The organism is Microbacterium sp. SORGH_AS_0421 (genome assembly GCF_030818635.1).
Lineage (GTDB): Bacteria > Actinomycetota > Actinomycetes > Actinomycetales > Microbacteriaceae > Microbacterium.
The window spans coordinates 3,435,909-3,450,105 of sequence record NZ_JAUTAO010000001.1 but is presented as its reverse complement, the minus strand read 5'-3'; the positions used below and the strand labels follow the sequence as shown (position 1 = coordinate 3,450,105).

Sequence of the window (14,197 nt, the reverse complement as noted above, 5' to 3'; positions counted from 1 at the left end):
CGCGGATCTCGAGAGTGCCTCGATCGATCTCTTCAGCGCGCACGCGACCGGTACCCGCCTGAACGATCCGGTCGAGCTCGACGCGTTCCGCGCCGTCTTCGCCGACGACGCCCCCTCCATCCCCATCTACGGAATCAAGCCGCTCACCGGTCACACGGTCGCCGCGGCCGGCGCGATCGAGGCCGTCGCGCTCATCCTTTCGCTGCGCGAGGGCGTCGTTCCCGCCACCGCCAACTGCGACGAACCCATCGATCGCGAGCTGGACATCGTCCGCGGCGAGAACCGCCGGATCACCGCTCGACGCGGAATGTCGACATCGTTCGGATTCGGTGGGCAGTGCGCAGCTCTGGTGCTGGCGGCATCCGCCGGCCTCGACGATACGGGCGCGACGTCATCGAGGGGCGGGGGCGTCGCATGAGGGATCTCCGGGTTTCGTTGCGTGCGGCCGGTGCGGGAGATGCCGGGACGATCGCGAAGCTGGCCGATCGCAACACCGCGGGCTCGCGGGCCGGCATCCGCGACGCGTCCGCGGTCGACGCCCAGGCCATCGCGGCGACCATCGTCGACGGCGCGGTGCACTACGTCATCGTCTCCACCCGGAGCGGAGACGACATCGGCTTCGCGGAGTGGCGGTGGGTCGGTCAGCGTGCGGCGCGCAACATCTCGCTCGGGGTGATCATCAGCGATGCGTCCCTGTGGTTCCAGGGCTACGGCGCCGAGGCCATCGACGCCGTGATCGAGGAGTCCTTCTACACCCACGACGCCAACCGGGTCGAGTTCATCACCGCGATGTCGAACGTGCCGATGGTCAATATGCTCGCGCGTCGCGGCGGACCGGTGCTGGATGGCATCCTGCGCGAGTACTACTACATCGACGGCCGCCGTGAAGACGCCCTGGTATGGAGCATTCTGCGCGCCGAGTTCGACGAGTTCGGCGTCGACCTGCCGGATCGCGTGAAGCGCCGGAGCGACCGCGATGAGTCGGTCGAACGCTCCCGCGCGCGGATGGCCGCATATGTCGCATCGCCGGAGGCGACGGCGGTGGGGATCATGTCCGCCTCGGCTGAGGCGTCGCAATGAGCGCGCTCCGTCAGGCGCGGCGCGCCAATCTCGACCTCTTCCTGCTGGCGGATCACCTGCATTTCGAGGATCCCTTCCGGATGGATGCCCGCGGCGATGAGAGGATGCGCCCCTACGAGGTCGTCCTCCCCGACGGATGGTCCCACGGCACGGCGCGGGAGTGGAACACCGCGTTCCCCGTCTGCTGGCAGGGGCCGGCGCAGGGCTGGAAGATCCACGTCGCGGCGATTCCCCGCACGGCGCGAGCCGTTCTCGATGCCGTGGTCGAGCACTGCGTCCCACGCGGGGTCGCTTTCAAATACCTGCGCTCGGAGCTGGTGCTGCTGGTCTGCGGGGCGAAGTACGCCTCGCGCAGCGCGAGCGGCAAGTTCGTCACCATCTACCCCCGCGACGAGGGCGAGCTCTTCGCTGCTCTGGACGCCCTCCAGGAGCGGATCGGCGGCCTGGCGGGACCGACCATTCTGAGCGACCTCCGCTGGCAGGAGGGGCCTCTGCACGTGCGATACGGCGGCTTCGTCGAACGCTGGTGCGACGACGAGGAGGGGCACCGCGTGCATGCCATCGAGGCGCCCGACGGCTCGCTCGTGCCCGACCAGCGGAGACCGTACGTGGTCATCCCGGAGTGGGTCGACGTGCCCGGTCGTCTCCGCCTCGCGGAGGAGGGCAGGGCGGAGCTCGCGGAGTGCGAGTACACCTTCGATGAGGCCCTGCACTTCTCGAACGCGGGCGGGGTGTACCGGGGCCGCCGGCGCTCGGATGGTCTGCCGGTCGTGCTGAAAGAGGCGCGACCGCACGCGGGCCTCGACGGATTCGGAACGGATGCCGTGGAGCGACTGGAACGGGAGTATCAGGCGCACACCGCGCTGGACGGGCTCCACGGCGTGCCCGCGCTGATCGACCGGTTCCAGCTGGGTGGGCACGTCTTCCTGGTGTCGGCGTACTCCGACGCCGATACGTTGCAGCACTGGGTGGCCGTTCATCACCCCGGCGTGCGCGCGGGATTTCCGGCGGACGGTGCGGCCGTGGCGGTCTACCGGGAGCGGGCGCTCGGAATCCTGCGCTCGCTGACGGCCTGCGTCGGTGCTCTTCATGCGAGCGGCTGGGCCCACGGCGACCTGCACCCCGGGAACGTGCTGGTCGACGCGCACGGACGGCTGAGCATCGTCGACTTCGAGCTGGCGGCCGCCGCCGGGTCGAGCGTGCCGGTCGGACTGGGCTGTCCGGGGTTCGCTCGGCCGAGGCGGGGCCGCGACGAGCCGACGGGCGTCGACGACGACCATTACGCCCTGGGCGCCCTCGCGCTCTGGCTGTTCCTCCCCATTGCGATCGTGCTCGCTTTCGATCCTGCGCGGGCCGGTCAGCACATCGCATGGGCGCAGGACACCTTCGATCTGCCTTCGCACTGGCGCGACCTCGTCGAGCGCAGCTACGGTCTTTCGGCGCCGTCCGTTCCGCTCGAGCCCCTCGGCCCCGCGTCGCTCGTGCAGGCGGTCCGGGCGTCTGCGACCCCGGACAGAGCGGATCGGCTCTTCCCCGGCGACGTGCTGCTGTACCTCGAGAACGGCCGGCAATTCGCTGCCGGGGCGGCGGGCGTCCTGTGGAGCCTGCATCAGCTCGGCGAAGACGTGCCCGAGGCGTGGGTCGACTGGCTCGCGAGCGGTGCGCGCGGGATCGCCGATCCGGGCCTGCTGAGCGGACAGGCCGGAATGGCGCTCGCCCTCGGCGCTCGCGGCAGCGTCGAGGAGGCGCGGGCTCTCCTGGCCGAAGCAGCGGAGCGGATCTCGACCTCCGACGACGCGACGCTCTACAGCGGCCGAGCGGGGGTCGGTCTCGCGTTGATCGATGCGGGGGCGGAGGGGATCGACACCGCCGCCCGACTCGCAGACGGGATCCTCGACCGGCGCGTCGCCGCCGCAGGAACGGTTACCGGTGCCGCGGCGGGCTTGGTCGACGGTTGGTCGGGTGTCGCCGTGTTCCTCACCGCACTCGCCGAGGCGACGGGCGACCACCGCTACCTCGATCAGGCGCAGCGGTGCCTCGCACGAGACCTGCTCGTGTGTTCTGCCGGGCCCGACGGCGCACTGCTCGTCGAGGAACGTGGCGTCCTCTACCCCTATCTCGCACATGGTTCTGCCGGTATCGCGGTAGCCGGCGCCCGCCTGGCACGCGCCGGCCGTGACGCCCTCACCGCTTCGCAGATCGAGGGTCTGGTTCGCGCGCTCAGCCCCACGATCGTCATCGAGCCCGGGGTCTTCGACGGTCGGGCGGGCCTGATGATCGCGCTCGATCAGCTGCAGCGCGCGGGCGTGGCCGACACCCGAGCGCCCATCGACATGCACGCGCGCGCACTCGACTGGCACGGCGTCGCCTACCGCGACGGAGTCGGAGTGCTCGGTCGCGGACTGTCTCGCGTCTCGATGGACTACGCGACCGGCGCCGCCGGGGTCGCGGCCGTGCTCTCATCGGTGGCGACCGGGCGCCCCGCGTTCCCCGGTCTCGATCTTCCGCGAGCGGGAGGCTGAGCTTGGCATCCTTCTTCCACACGTTCATCCGACCGCACCGGGGCCGTCTCGTCGTCATCGTCGCAACGGCGTTCGTGGCCGTCGGATGTGCTCTGGCGCAGCCGCTCGCCGCCCAGGCGGTGATCGAGGCGGTGCGCACGAACCATGCGATCGTCCTCAGCCTGGTCGTGCTGGTGGCGGTCATCGCCGTAGAGGCGGTCGCCGCGGGCCTTCACACCGTCCTGCTCGAACGCGCGGGCGCGCGGGCGGTGTTCGACGTGCGGCGCGGGCTCGCCGACCGGCTCCTCCGCTGGCCGGTGCGGCGCTACTCCGAGGAGCGGCACGGCGAACTGGTCAGCCTGCTGACGACCGACACGGCCCAGGTGCACACCATGGTGGTCGGCGGGGTGTTCGAGATCGTCACCGCGGCCGCCCTCACCGTCGGGGCATGCACGCTCATGTTCATCCTGAGCCCTCTGCTCTTCCTCGTGACGGTCGTGGCGATCATCGTCTCGGGTGCGGTGGTCACCCTCGCCTCGGGGCCGGTGCGGACGCTGAGCCGCCGCAGTCAGGACGCGACCGCGCAGATGGGATCAGAGCTGGCCAGCTCGCTGCGCGCCATGCGGACGATCCGCACGGCCGGGGCGACCGAGAGGTACGTGGCGCGTCTGATCGAACCCGCCGTCCGCGCCAGAGACGCTGCCGTCGCCCTCGGCAACCGCACGGCCATCGTCTCGCCGATCGGCCAGATGGCGACGCAGTGCGCTTTCCTCGCCGTTCTGGCGGTGGGCGCGATACAGGTCGGTCAGGGGACGATGGCGTTCTCCGAGCTGCTGGCCTTCCTGATGTACGTCGTCCTGGTGCTCTCGCCCGTCGAGAACGCCTTGCGCGCCGTGCCCGTGCTGCAGAGAGCGCGCGCCTCGTGGGACAGGATCAGCGCCGCCCTCCGGGTTCCGGTCGAGGACCCCCAGAGCGACGAACGCATCGCGCGGTCCGCCGGGGAGAGCGAGGTGTCCGCCCCTGGACCCATCCGCCTCGAGGGGGTCGGATTCGCCCACCCGCACGGCGCGGGCGGTGTCAGCGACGTCAGCCTCACCGTTCGCGCCGGCAGCATCTGCGCCCTGGTCGGGCCGTCGGGAAGCGGGAAGTCGACGATCCTCGACCTCCTCGCCCGCCTGCACGATCCCGACAGCGGACGCATTCTGCTCGGCGGAGCCGACCTGGCGCAGATGGATCGTCGAGAGGTGAGCCGCCGCGTGGCCTACATGGAACAGAACGCACCCCTCATCGACGGTTCGCTCGCGGACAACCTGCGTCTGGGAGCGCCGCACGCCGACGACGAGCAGCTCATGCGGGCGCTGAACGCGACGGGCCTCGACGACCTCGTCGACGAAGATCCCCGTGGCATCCATGTCCCTCTCGGCGAGACCGGGCGCGCGCTGTCAGGGGGTGAGGCGCAACGCCTCGCACTCGCTCGAACGCTGCTGTCGCCGGGCTCGATCGTCCTCATCGACGAGCCGACCTCGCGGCTCGATCCCGAGTCCGAGGCGCGCATCAACGCGGTGATCGGCGGACTCGCGGGCACGCGGACGGTGCTCGTCGTCACGCACCGCCTGCACACGGCGGCGGGGGCCGACCAGGTGGTCTACCTGCGCCGCGACGGCACGATCTCCACCGGCACCCACTCCCATCTCGTTCGTACCTCCCGCTCCTACTCCCGTCTGGCTCGCCTCTCGCTCGCGAGATAGCCGCCTCTCTTCTCGAAGGACACCATGCAGAAGACCCACGCCTCGCCCGCGGCGCGCTTCGCCATGCCCGAACAGCTCTCCGCGCTCGCCGACGTCATCGAGGCGCGCCGGGCGGAGGTCCTGGCCATCCTGATGGTCATCTGTACGAGGAAGGCGGCGGACTACGAGGTGGATGCCGCCGTCGCGGCGCTGCGAGGAGCCGGTGCCGAGGTCGCCGAGCATCGCCCGCCCCGGGTATCGGCCATCGCCGTCTTCCTGCCGTCGAACGTGGTGCTCTACTCGTACGTCCTCTACGCGCTCGTGCCCTCGCTCTACGCCTCGCGCGTCCTCGTCCGCCCGGCATCCCACGTCCGAGACACCGTGGCGCGTCTGCACGCGCTGCTCGCGCCCGAGCACGGTTTCGCGATCGAGATCCGCGACGAGACGCAGCGCCAGTTCGTCGAACGCACGGTGCCCACCGCGCCCGTCGTCGTCTTCGCCGGCGCCTACCAGAACGCCGAGCGCATCCGGGCGCGCCTGCGTCGCGATCAGATGATGTTCTTCCTCGGCTCGGGGATCAACCCCATCGTCGTCACGGCGACCGCCGACCTGGAACACGCGGCGCGCGGCATCGTCGACATCCGCCTGTTGAACTCCGGGCAGGACTGCCTCGGACCCGACGCGATCTGGGTGGAGCGCGACGCGGCCGACGGTCTGCTCGCGGCGCTGGATCGACGCCTGGACGAGGTGCGCTACGGCGCCTACGACGACCCGCGGAGCGACTACGGCGACATCTGCTATCCGGGCATCGTGCGCGACATCGCGGACTACCTCGACCGCCACCAGGGCCGTATCCATCGCGGGGGCCGCATCCACTTCGGCTCGCGTCACATCGAGCCCACGGTGCTCGTCTGGGACGACGCGCGACGAATGGAGATCCTCGAGTTCTTCTCCCCGATCTTCAACGTCGGCCTGTACGACGACGAATCCGTGGTCGTGGAGACGCTCGACTCCGGCAAGTACCACGAGCGTGCGATGGGCGCGACGGTGTTCGGGCCCACGAATCGGCTGGTATCGGCGCTCTCGCGCCGTCACACGCTGACCGTCGACGAGACGCTGCTCGCCGTCGACGACGGGAACGCCCCCTTGGGCGGCCGCGGCGCGATGGCGAACTACATCGCCGTGGACGGCATCGTCCACCCCGAACCGATCCTGTTGTCGAAAGGCCTCTCCGCCTACCTTCCGCGCCTCCGGGTCGAGGATGTGAGCGCATGACGCGCGACAGCGTGTGGGATCGGGTCGCCGAGGGGCTCACGGCGCACGGCGTCGACACGGTCTTCGGGCTGCCCGGCGACGACATGACGATCCTCGAAGCGCTCGAGCGCAGCGGCATCCGGGTCGTGCTTGTTCGCGACCAGCGACATGCCACCTATCAGGCCATCGGGTACGGGCGGATCTCGGGCCGGCCGTCGGTCTGTTTCGTGGGCAAGGGGCCGGCGCTCACCCACGCGGCCACCGGACTGCTCGAAGCGCGCTCTCAGCGGCACCCGCTCGTGCTCATCAGCTCGGGCGTGCCCTTGGACCGGCTCGGAACGGGCGCCTTCCAGGAGCTGGATCCGATCGAGGCGCTGGGAGCGCTGACCGTCGGCACGATCCGCGTCGACGAGGACACGGTCGCCGGCGGGCTGGCCGATGCGTTCCGGCTGAGCCGGGGTCGGGGCCGCGGACCGGTGATCCTCGAGGTTCCGGAGGGTCTTCCATCCTCATCGGCGGCGCGCGTAGGCCCATCGCAGCGCAGGCGGACGAGCCCCGACGTGCCCCTGCCGGACGTCGTTCGCGACGCGAGACGGCCCCTCGTCGTGGTCGGGGGCGGCTGCTCCGACACCGGGTTCGGGGACGACATCGTCGCACTGGTCGATCGGCTCGGCGCGGCCGTCACCGTCACGGCATCCGGTCGGGGAGTGATCGATGAGACGCACCCGGCATTCCTCGGGGTCAGCGGTCTCTACGCACCGGACGGGGCCGCCGCGATCCTGCGGAGCGTCGACGTGATCGTGGCGCTCGGCTCCCGGTTGGAAGAGACAGCGACTTTCGGCTGGAACACCGGGTTGGCCCCCGGGTGCCGGATCGTGCAGGTGCTCGACGACGAGAGCGAGTTCACCCCGGCCTGGGCGACGGAGCGAATCGTGGCCGATGTCGCCGACGTGGTGCGCGCCTGGCGCACCGCCCTGCCGACCGTCTCTGCTGATCCGAGCTGGTCGGCCGCCGTCGCCGCCGCGCACGTGGCGCTCCGGGGCGGGGGATGACCCGGCGCCGGTGTCGGCACACGGAGCGATTCCGCGAGTGAAGGACGTGCTGCGCGAAGTGGACGCCGCCGTGCCGACGGCACGGGTCAGCATCCATGAGAACGGCCTGCAGGACATCTGGTCGTACGTCTTCCCGCACTGGATCGTGCGTCGAGACGCCGCGTGTCTCGTTCCGAGCGAGCAGACCCCGCTCGGGTTCGGCATGGCCGCTGTCCGCGGCGTGGCCCTGGGCGACCCGCGTCCGGTGGTCGTCATCGGCGGTGACGGCGCCTTCAGCTCGATCGGGCCCGATCTTGCGGCCCTCGCCGAGATCGACAGCGCGGTTCTCGTCGTGGTCCTCACCAACGGGGGTTTCGGGTGGCTCGAAGCGAACCGGCGCCGCGCCGGCGCACCGTTCTCGTTCGTGGGGAGCCGCACGGTCGTGCGCGGCCTGTGCGCCGCGTACGCGCTCGATTACGAGGGGTGCGACGATGCCGCGGAGCTCGCCGAGGCCGTGCGTCGGGCCTGGGGGCGGGCCGCGACGGGCCGTGCGGTCGTGCTCGACGTCGCCGTCTCGCTCGACGATGTCGCGCCGGGCTTCGAGGAACTGGCCGGTGACTTTCCGCTGCCGCGACCGCCCGCGACAGCGGGGGAGGGCCGATGATGCACGCTCTTCTCTTCCCCGGTCTCACGCCGGCGCGTCACCGTCACGTGCGTCGCTTCCTCGACCGGTTCTCGGTCGCCCGGCGCCTGTTCGACGAGTGCAGCGAGGCGTTGGGGTACGACCTCGAGGAGGCCTACGCGAACGCCGACATCTACGACTGGGAGCCGTACCAGACCGCCTTCCTCGCGATCAACCTCGCTCTCGCCGAGTGGGCTCGCGACGAGAGAGGCCTGCGCCCGCAAGCGATCTGCGGTCAGAGCTTCGGCGCGTTCGCCGGAGCCGTTGCCGCGGGCTGCCTGCCACTCGGTGAGATGGTCGGCTTGTTGTCGCGGAGCACCGCGGCGGAGAGGGCGTTCTTCGCCGGTCTCGATGTGCCGCTCGCGTGCATCTTCTTCTCACGGGTGGCGGATGCCGACATCGAGGCGCTCGTGCGCGCGGCGGGAGAGCCCGACGGGTGGGCGGAGGTCTCGGTGCGGGGCGATCGGGGCGTGTACGCGGTCTCGGGAACGGCCGCGGCGATCGCACGCCTCGACAACGCGGTGCGCGCGCGCCGCGGAATCGTCTACTACACGATCGATCGGGCCGAGCACTGCCCCCGGATGATGCCCGTGCGCGAGCGGGTGGAGCTCGAGGCCTACGCGGGCGTGGTCTTCGACGACCCCGTCGTGCCGATCGTCTCCGACGTCACCGGTGCGGTGCTGAACACGGCCGAGGAGGTGCGCACCGACCTGCTCGACGGGTGGACGCACCCGACGGTGGGCACGACGCTGTACGACGGCCTGGAGGCCGTCGGCGTGACGAGTCTCATCGTGCCCGGCCCGTCTTCGGCCTTCCGCAGGCACGGCGGCGACCGCTTCGAGACCGTTCCGATCTCGCCCGCGGCCGTGTCGGAGGCCCTCGCGTGACGGGGCGCACGGTCGTGGTCGCGGGCGGCTCGCGCGGGATCGGCGCAGAAGTCGCCCGCCGACTCGCCGTCGCGGGGGAGCGGGTCGTCGTCGGTTGCCGGCAGAAGCTCGCGCGTGCCCGTCGTCTCTCCGACAGGGCCGTCGCCGAGGGCGCGCACGAGATCGACGTGCGCGTCGGAGACCTGCGCGATCCGCGAGCGCGGCGACACCTGATCTCGGGCCTCGAGCGCATCGACGTCCTCGTGCTCGCGGCATCCGGGGGATTGGAGGAGGGGAGCACCGCGCACGACGCCTTCGCGCTGAACCGGGATGCTCTGGCCCAACTGGTCGGCGACGCCCTGCCCGTGATGAGCGACGGCGGTGTGATCGTGTACCTCACCAGCCATCAAGCGCACTTCAGCCGCGAGGTCGCGCCGGAGCCGGAGTACGAGACGGTCGCAGCATTCAAGCGCGCGGGACAGGATGCGCTGCTCGCGCTCACCGAGCGCATCGCCGCCGTCGGGGCACGACTGGTGGTCGTCTCGGCCGATGTCGTGGTCGATTCCGCGACGACGTTGCTGATGGAAAGGCTGCGGCCGGGCTCCACCGCGGAACGGCGGAGGCAGATCGGCAGGCTCGCGACGACCTCCGACGTCGCACAGACGGTGATCGAAGCCATCGCCCGGCCCCACCGCAACGGCGAGATCGTGTTCCACGGCGGCGCGGCGTGGTTCCTCGAGCGTGCGGCGACGACAAAATGCCCGCGCGTCCGGCGAGTGGAGGGCCGCTCGTTCTGCGCCTCGGACATGGTCGAGCGTATCCGCGAGCATCTCGAAGATCGGGGTCTGCGGACGTTCTCCCGCGTGCTCGTGTGCGATGAGTCGACTCCCGAGACAGCACTCGTCCTTCTCGCCCTGATGGATGCCGGGGTCTCGATCGTGCTGCTCGACCCCGGCCTTCCCGCCGACGACGTGGAGCAGATCGCGGCGCGCACCGGGTGTGCGGCCACGATCACGGCCCGGGGCCTGCCGCCCGTGCGGGATCGCGTCGACCTCGGTGGTGCCGGCCTGGTCGTCGCCGCGGTCGGGGCGCACCTCGACTGCGGGTGCGATCGCCGTACCACGGCGGGCTTCCCCGCGTGGGAGGACCGCGATGACGGCATCGTCCTGTGGACCTCCGGCTCGTCGGGGCGACCGCGCGGTGTGGTGCGCTCCGGTTCCTCCGTGCTCGAGAACGTCCGGGCGACCGTCGACGCCATGCGGTACCGCGCCGACGACGTTCTGCTGCCGTTGCTGCCACTGAGCCACCAATACGGTCTCTCGCTCGTGCTCGCGTGGTGGCTCGTGGGGTGCACCCTGGTGATGGGCAATCATCGCCGTCCGGTCCAGACGCTGCGGGCCGCGCTTCCCTGCGGCGTGACGGTGGTGGATGCCACTCCGCCCGTCATCGCCGACATCCTCGATCTGCTGGAGGAACGCGGCTGCGTCGAGATGGCACCGCGCGTGCGCATGTGGTGCGTCGGTGGGTCTCCGCTGCGGCCGTCGCTCGCCGAGCGGTTCCTGCGGATCACCGGGCGGTCGTTGCTCGACGGCTACGGCTCGACCGAGCTGGGCAACGTCTCTCTCGCGACGCTCGAACGGCCCGAGGGGTTGGGCCGGGTTCTGCCGGGCGTCGAACTGTCGGTCCGCCGACCCCATGGGGCGCCGGTGGAGCCCGGTGAGACGGGCGAGCTGTGGATCCGTTCGAAGGCTCTGTTCACCGCGACGATCGGCGACGATCGGCCCGCTGAGGTCGAGGACGGCTGGTACCGCACCGGAGACATCGGCTCCGTCGATGCCCACGGCGCCCTGCGCGTGATCGGCCGGGCGGGGGCCGTGCATCGCGGGGGCCACACCATCTATCCCGCCCACCTCGAAGATCGCGCCGATCGCGCGGGCGTTCCGTTGACGCTGATCGCGCTGGCCGACGAGCGTCGGGGCGCTCACCTCACCGCGTTCATCGAGGACGCCGGCACGCACACGCGGGCCGAGTGGGCAGAGCGGGTGAGAGCCGCGCTCCCCGAACACGAGTGGCCCAACCGGGTGGTCCTCGTCGCCGAGGTGCCCCGGCTCGGCACCGGCAAGATCGACCGCGCACGTCTCGCCGCCGAAGCGGAAGCCGGACGGGCCGCCGCGAGAAAGGACACCGTCGCCGATGTCAGCTCGTGATCCGCGGGAATCGAGGTGGTCGCTCCTGCGCTGTGCTGCGGCGTTGACGCGGGGCCCCGCTGACCTGCTGGACTTCGTCGTTCCCCTCTGGGCGGGCTTGGCCCTCGGTCTGGATGCGACGGCCATCGGTCTTCTCGTGGCCCTCGAGCTGGTGGTGTCGTGCGCGGCCCGCCCGCTGGCGGGCTGGGCGGCGGATCGCGCCGACCGGCGCATGGTCGCGGCCACCGGTGCCATGATCTACGGTCTGGGGGTCGCGGGGTACGCCCTCGCGACGGACGGCGTCGTCGCGGTCGCGTTCGCCGCGGCCGTCGTGAGCGGGGTGGGCGGTTCCCTGCTGTGGGTGGCGCTGCGCGCGATGGTGAGCGAGCAGTACCTGTCGGACGAGACGGCGTTCGCGAGCCTGGTGTCGGCGGAAGAAACCGGTGCGTGGATCGCCTTCGTCGCGGGGCTGTCGGCGCTGGGCGCCGTCGGGTACACCGGCCTGTTCCTGCTGTCGGCCCTCGCCTGTCTGGCCGGTGCGGTGCTCGTGGCGCTCCTGCCCGCCGAGCGGTTTCGTCAGGAACGCTCTCCCGGCCCGGCCCGCGGGCTCGTCCGGCGGCTCGCACCCCTGCTCGGCGCGGTCGTGGGCTCGACGGCTGCCGAGGCGGGCATCGGCATCGTGCTCCTGATCCATCTGCAGAAGCACTTCGGGCTCGGAGTGATCGAGGCCGCGTGGGTCTTTCTCCCGGGGGCCATCGCGCTCGCGGTCCTGCCGAAGCCGCTGCACGTCGTCGTCGTCCGTATCGGCCGCCGCAGGGCTCTGCTGATCGCCGCCGGTCTGAGCTGCGCCTTCGCGGTGGGCCTGGCGTTCGCTCCCACCCCGACGGTCATCGGGATCCTGTGGGTGCTGAGCGCCGTGGCCTGGGCCATCGTGATGCCCGTCGAGCAGGCCGTCGTCGCCGAGTCGACCGGTCGCTCGCGGTTCGGGGCCGCGATGGGCGCTTACGAGGCCGCCGCCCTCGCGGGAGGCGCGGTCGGCACGGCTCTCGCGGGGATCGCCTACGAGGTCGGTTCGTGGCAGATCGCGTGCGTCGTCCTCGCGGCGATCGCCCTGCTGGGAGGTCTGGCGGCGCCGTGGGCACTGCGGGCGATGGATGCCGCTGACCGGCCCGCACCGATGGTCGCCGAGGCGGGGGAGGCATCATGACCGCTGGCTGTTCCTGGGTAGGCGTGAGCCCGCGGCCGGGCCTGCCCCACCGATTCGCTGCGGCCGATCACCCGTTCTCGGGTTCCCCGCTCGCGATCGAGACGCTCCCCGAGGGCACCCGGCGCGTGCCCGAGACCGCGGTGCGGCGGTCCTTCGACCTTCTCGCCCCCGTCGTGGGCGAGTCTTTCGACGCCGTCGACCTCCTGCTCGTCTTCGCCGGCGCGTTCGCCACGGCCTTCGCGCGGCGTCTGGTCGTCACGGTCGACGACGAGACGGCCCGCGTGCGTCCCACCGACTCGACGGGTATGGAGACCTCCGAGTCCGTCCGTGCGGCGCTTGCCGCCCGGGGACACGGGCGGCCGCGATCCTCCCTCGTGCTGGCGTCCGCGTTCGACGCGGGGCTCGTGGCATCCCTGCTGGAGGGATGCCGGTCGGCGCTCGTCGTGCGATACGAGCTGCACGGGCCGCACCCCGAGGACTGCGACCTCCTGGCTGCGCATGTCGACTGCCCCTCGTTCGAGGGGAGCGGAGCATGAGCGATGTCGTCGTCACGGGTGTCGGGCTGGTGTCGGCCTATGGCCGCGGAGTACCGGCACTGCTCGACGGCCTCTTCGCCGGCCGCGCGCCCGCCGTCGGCGCGAGCGATGACGCGGCGACGCGGCCCATCGATCGCGCGGTACTCGACGGTGCCGCCCCGTCATCATGGCTTGCGTCGGCGATCGGTGAGGCCCTCGCCGAGGCGCGGTGGCCGGAGAACTCGCCGCCGCCCCTCCTGCTGCTCGCGGCCCAGGCCGAGGCGCCGCCCGGCGAGCAGAACGCTCTCTACGCGCCGATCACCGTCGTGGCGGACGCGCGGCGCTGGGAACGGCCGCTCGTCGTCTCGCACGCGTGCGCGAGCGCGCTGTTCGCGATCCACCTCGCCGCGAGACTGATCCGCGCCGGCATCCACGACGCCGTCCTCGTCGCGGGGGCGTCGGTGTGCAACCCCTATGCGAGCGAGAGCCTGCGGGTGGTCAAGGCGATCGGGACCGCGCCCTCGCGTCCCTTCGATCGCGAGCGCGACGGCATCCTGGTCGGCGAGGGTGCCGGTGCGGTTCTTCTGGAGCGCGCGGCGGCCCCGGCCGCTCGTGGCGCCACGCCCCTCGCCGCCCTCGCGGCATCGGTCGCCGAGATCGGCGGGCGTTCCTCGGTCGCCTCCGACCCGGATGTCGTCTACGCCTGCATGGCACGAGCGCTCGACGAGGCCGGCGCGAGCGGAGTCGACTACGTGCACGCGCATGCGACCGGCACGGTGCAGGGTGATGCGGCCGAGCTCGAGGCCGTGTCGCGACTCGTCGCGGAGCGCGGGTGGCCGGCGGTGGCCGTCTCGTCGCACAAGGGCGCTCTCGGCCACCTGCTGCACGCCTCCGCCTTCCCCGGCATCGCCGTGGCCGTCGCCGCCGTGCGGGAAGGGGGCATACCGACGACCGTGGGGCTGCGCGATCCCGTCGAGGTCGAAGGCGTTCACCTCCCCGTCGAGGGACCTGCGCTCCGCCGCGACCGGCCGGTCGAGCACGCCCTGGTCAACGCTTTCGGATTCGGCGGCAACAACGCCAGCGTGCTCCTCCGACGGATCAGTCCCGCCACCCCGCACCACACGACCGAGTCCCCGGAACTCGGCTGA

The 14,197-nt window shown here is 71.6% G+C and carries 11 protein-coding genes and 1 pseudogene; all 12 read left to right on the top strand.

Annotated features, from left to right (window positions below):
- Positions 1-418: pseudogene (locus QE416_RS16445) on the top strand (hypothetical protein); the annotation flags it as partial.
- Positions 415-1,080, top strand: coding sequence for a GNAT family N-acetyltransferase (locus QE416_RS16440; protein WP_210073832.1), 666 nt, complete (start codon positions 415-417; stop codon positions 1,078-1,080). The pseudogene QE416_RS16445 and the gene QE416_RS16440, both read left to right, overlap by 4 nt.
- On the top strand, positions 1,077-3,602 hold the full coding sequence (gene lanKC / locus QE416_RS16435; RefSeq protein ID WP_307317807.1) for a class III lanthionine synthetase LanKC: 2,526 nt from the start codon (positions 1,077-1,079) through the stop codon (positions 3,600-3,602). The genes QE416_RS16440 and lanKC overlap by 4 nt, the downstream gene beginning before the upstream one ends.
- A gap of 2 nt (positions 3,603-3,604) precedes the next feature.
- Positions 3,605-5,329, top strand: a complete 1,725-nt coding sequence (locus QE416_RS16430; RefSeq protein WP_307317806.1) for an ABC transporter ATP-binding protein — start codon at positions 3,605-3,607, stop codon at positions 5,327-5,329.
- 24 nt (positions 5,330-5,353) lie between these two features.
- Positions 5,354-6,583 (top strand): aldehyde dehydrogenase family protein, encoded by a 1,230-nt coding sequence (locus QE416_RS16425; protein ID WP_307317804.1) that lies wholly within the window; start codon positions 5,354-5,356, stop codon positions 6,581-6,583.
- Positions 6,580-7,614, top strand: coding sequence for a thiamine pyrophosphate-binding protein (locus tag QE416_RS16420; protein ID WP_307317802.1), 1,035 nt, complete (start codon positions 6,580-6,582; stop codon positions 7,612-7,614). Before QE416_RS16425 ends, QE416_RS16420 begins: the two co-directional genes overlap by 4 nt.
- A gap of 37 nt (positions 7,615-7,651) precedes the next feature.
- A complete protein-coding gene (locus QE416_RS16415) occupies positions 7,652-8,257 on the top strand; it encodes a thiamine pyrophosphate-dependent enzyme (RefSeq protein ID WP_307317800.1) in 606 nt (201 codons plus the stop codon).
- Positions 8,254-9,162 (top strand): hypothetical protein, encoded by a 909-nt coding sequence (locus tag QE416_RS16410; RefSeq protein WP_307317799.1) that lies wholly within the window; start codon positions 8,254-8,256, stop codon positions 9,160-9,162. The genes QE416_RS16415 and QE416_RS16410 overlap by 4 nt, the downstream gene beginning before the upstream one ends.
- Positions 9,159-11,348 carry an SDR family oxidoreductase gene (locus tag QE416_RS16405; RefSeq protein ID WP_307317796.1) on the top strand — a complete coding sequence of 730 codons (2,190 nt, stop codon included), beginning with the start codon at positions 9,159-9,161 and terminating at the stop codon, positions 11,346-11,348. The genes QE416_RS16410 and QE416_RS16405 overlap by 4 nt, the downstream gene beginning before the upstream one ends.
- A gap of 43 nt (positions 11,349-11,391) precedes the next feature.
- Positions 11,392-12,534: an MFS transporter gene (locus tag QE416_RS16400; protein WP_307317795.1), complete on the top strand. Its 1,143-nt coding sequence runs from the start codon at positions 11,392-11,394 to the stop codon at positions 12,532-12,534.
- Entirely contained in the window at positions 12,531-13,070 is a 540-nt protein-coding gene (locus tag QE416_RS16395) for a hypothetical protein (RefSeq protein WP_307317793.1), read from the top strand. The genes QE416_RS16400 and QE416_RS16395 overlap by 4 nt, the downstream gene beginning before the upstream one ends.
- Positions 13,067-14,197: a beta-ketoacyl synthase N-terminal-like domain-containing protein gene (locus tag QE416_RS16390; protein ID WP_307317792.1), complete on the top strand. Its 1,131-nt coding sequence runs from the start codon at positions 13,067-13,069 to the stop codon at positions 14,195-14,197. Before QE416_RS16395 ends, QE416_RS16390 begins: the two co-directional genes overlap by 4 nt.

What these genes read in the sequence shown, in the direction of transcription:
- QE416_RS16440 (WP_210073832.1), top strand. Translation starts at nt 415, where the DNA reads ATGAGGGATCTCCGGGTTTCGTTGCGTGCGGCCGGTGCGGGAGATGCC.
- lanKC (WP_307317807.1), top strand. Translation starts at nt 1,077, where the DNA reads ATGAGCGCGCTCCGTCAGGCGCGGCGCGCCAATCTCGACCTCTTCCTG.
- QE416_RS16425 (WP_307317804.1), top strand. Translation starts at nt 5,354, where the DNA reads ATGCAGAAGACCCACGCCTCGCCCGCGGCGCGCTTCGCCATGCCCGAA.
- QE416_RS16420 (WP_307317802.1), top strand. Translation starts at nt 6,580, where the DNA reads ATGACGCGCGACAGCGTGTGGGATCGGGTCGCCGAGGGGCTCACGGCG.
- QE416_RS16410 (WP_307317799.1), top strand. Translation starts at nt 8,254, where the DNA reads ATGATGCACGCTCTTCTCTTCCCCGGTCTCACGCCGGCGCGTCACCGT.
- QE416_RS16395 (WP_307317793.1), top strand. Translation starts at nt 12,531, where the DNA reads ATGACCGCTGGCTGTTCCTGGGTAGGCGTGAGCCCGCGGCCGGGCCTG.
- QE416_RS16390 (WP_307317792.1), top strand. Translation starts at nt 13,067, where the DNA reads ATGAGCGATGTCGTCGTCACGGGTGTCGGGCTGGTGTCGGCCTATGGC.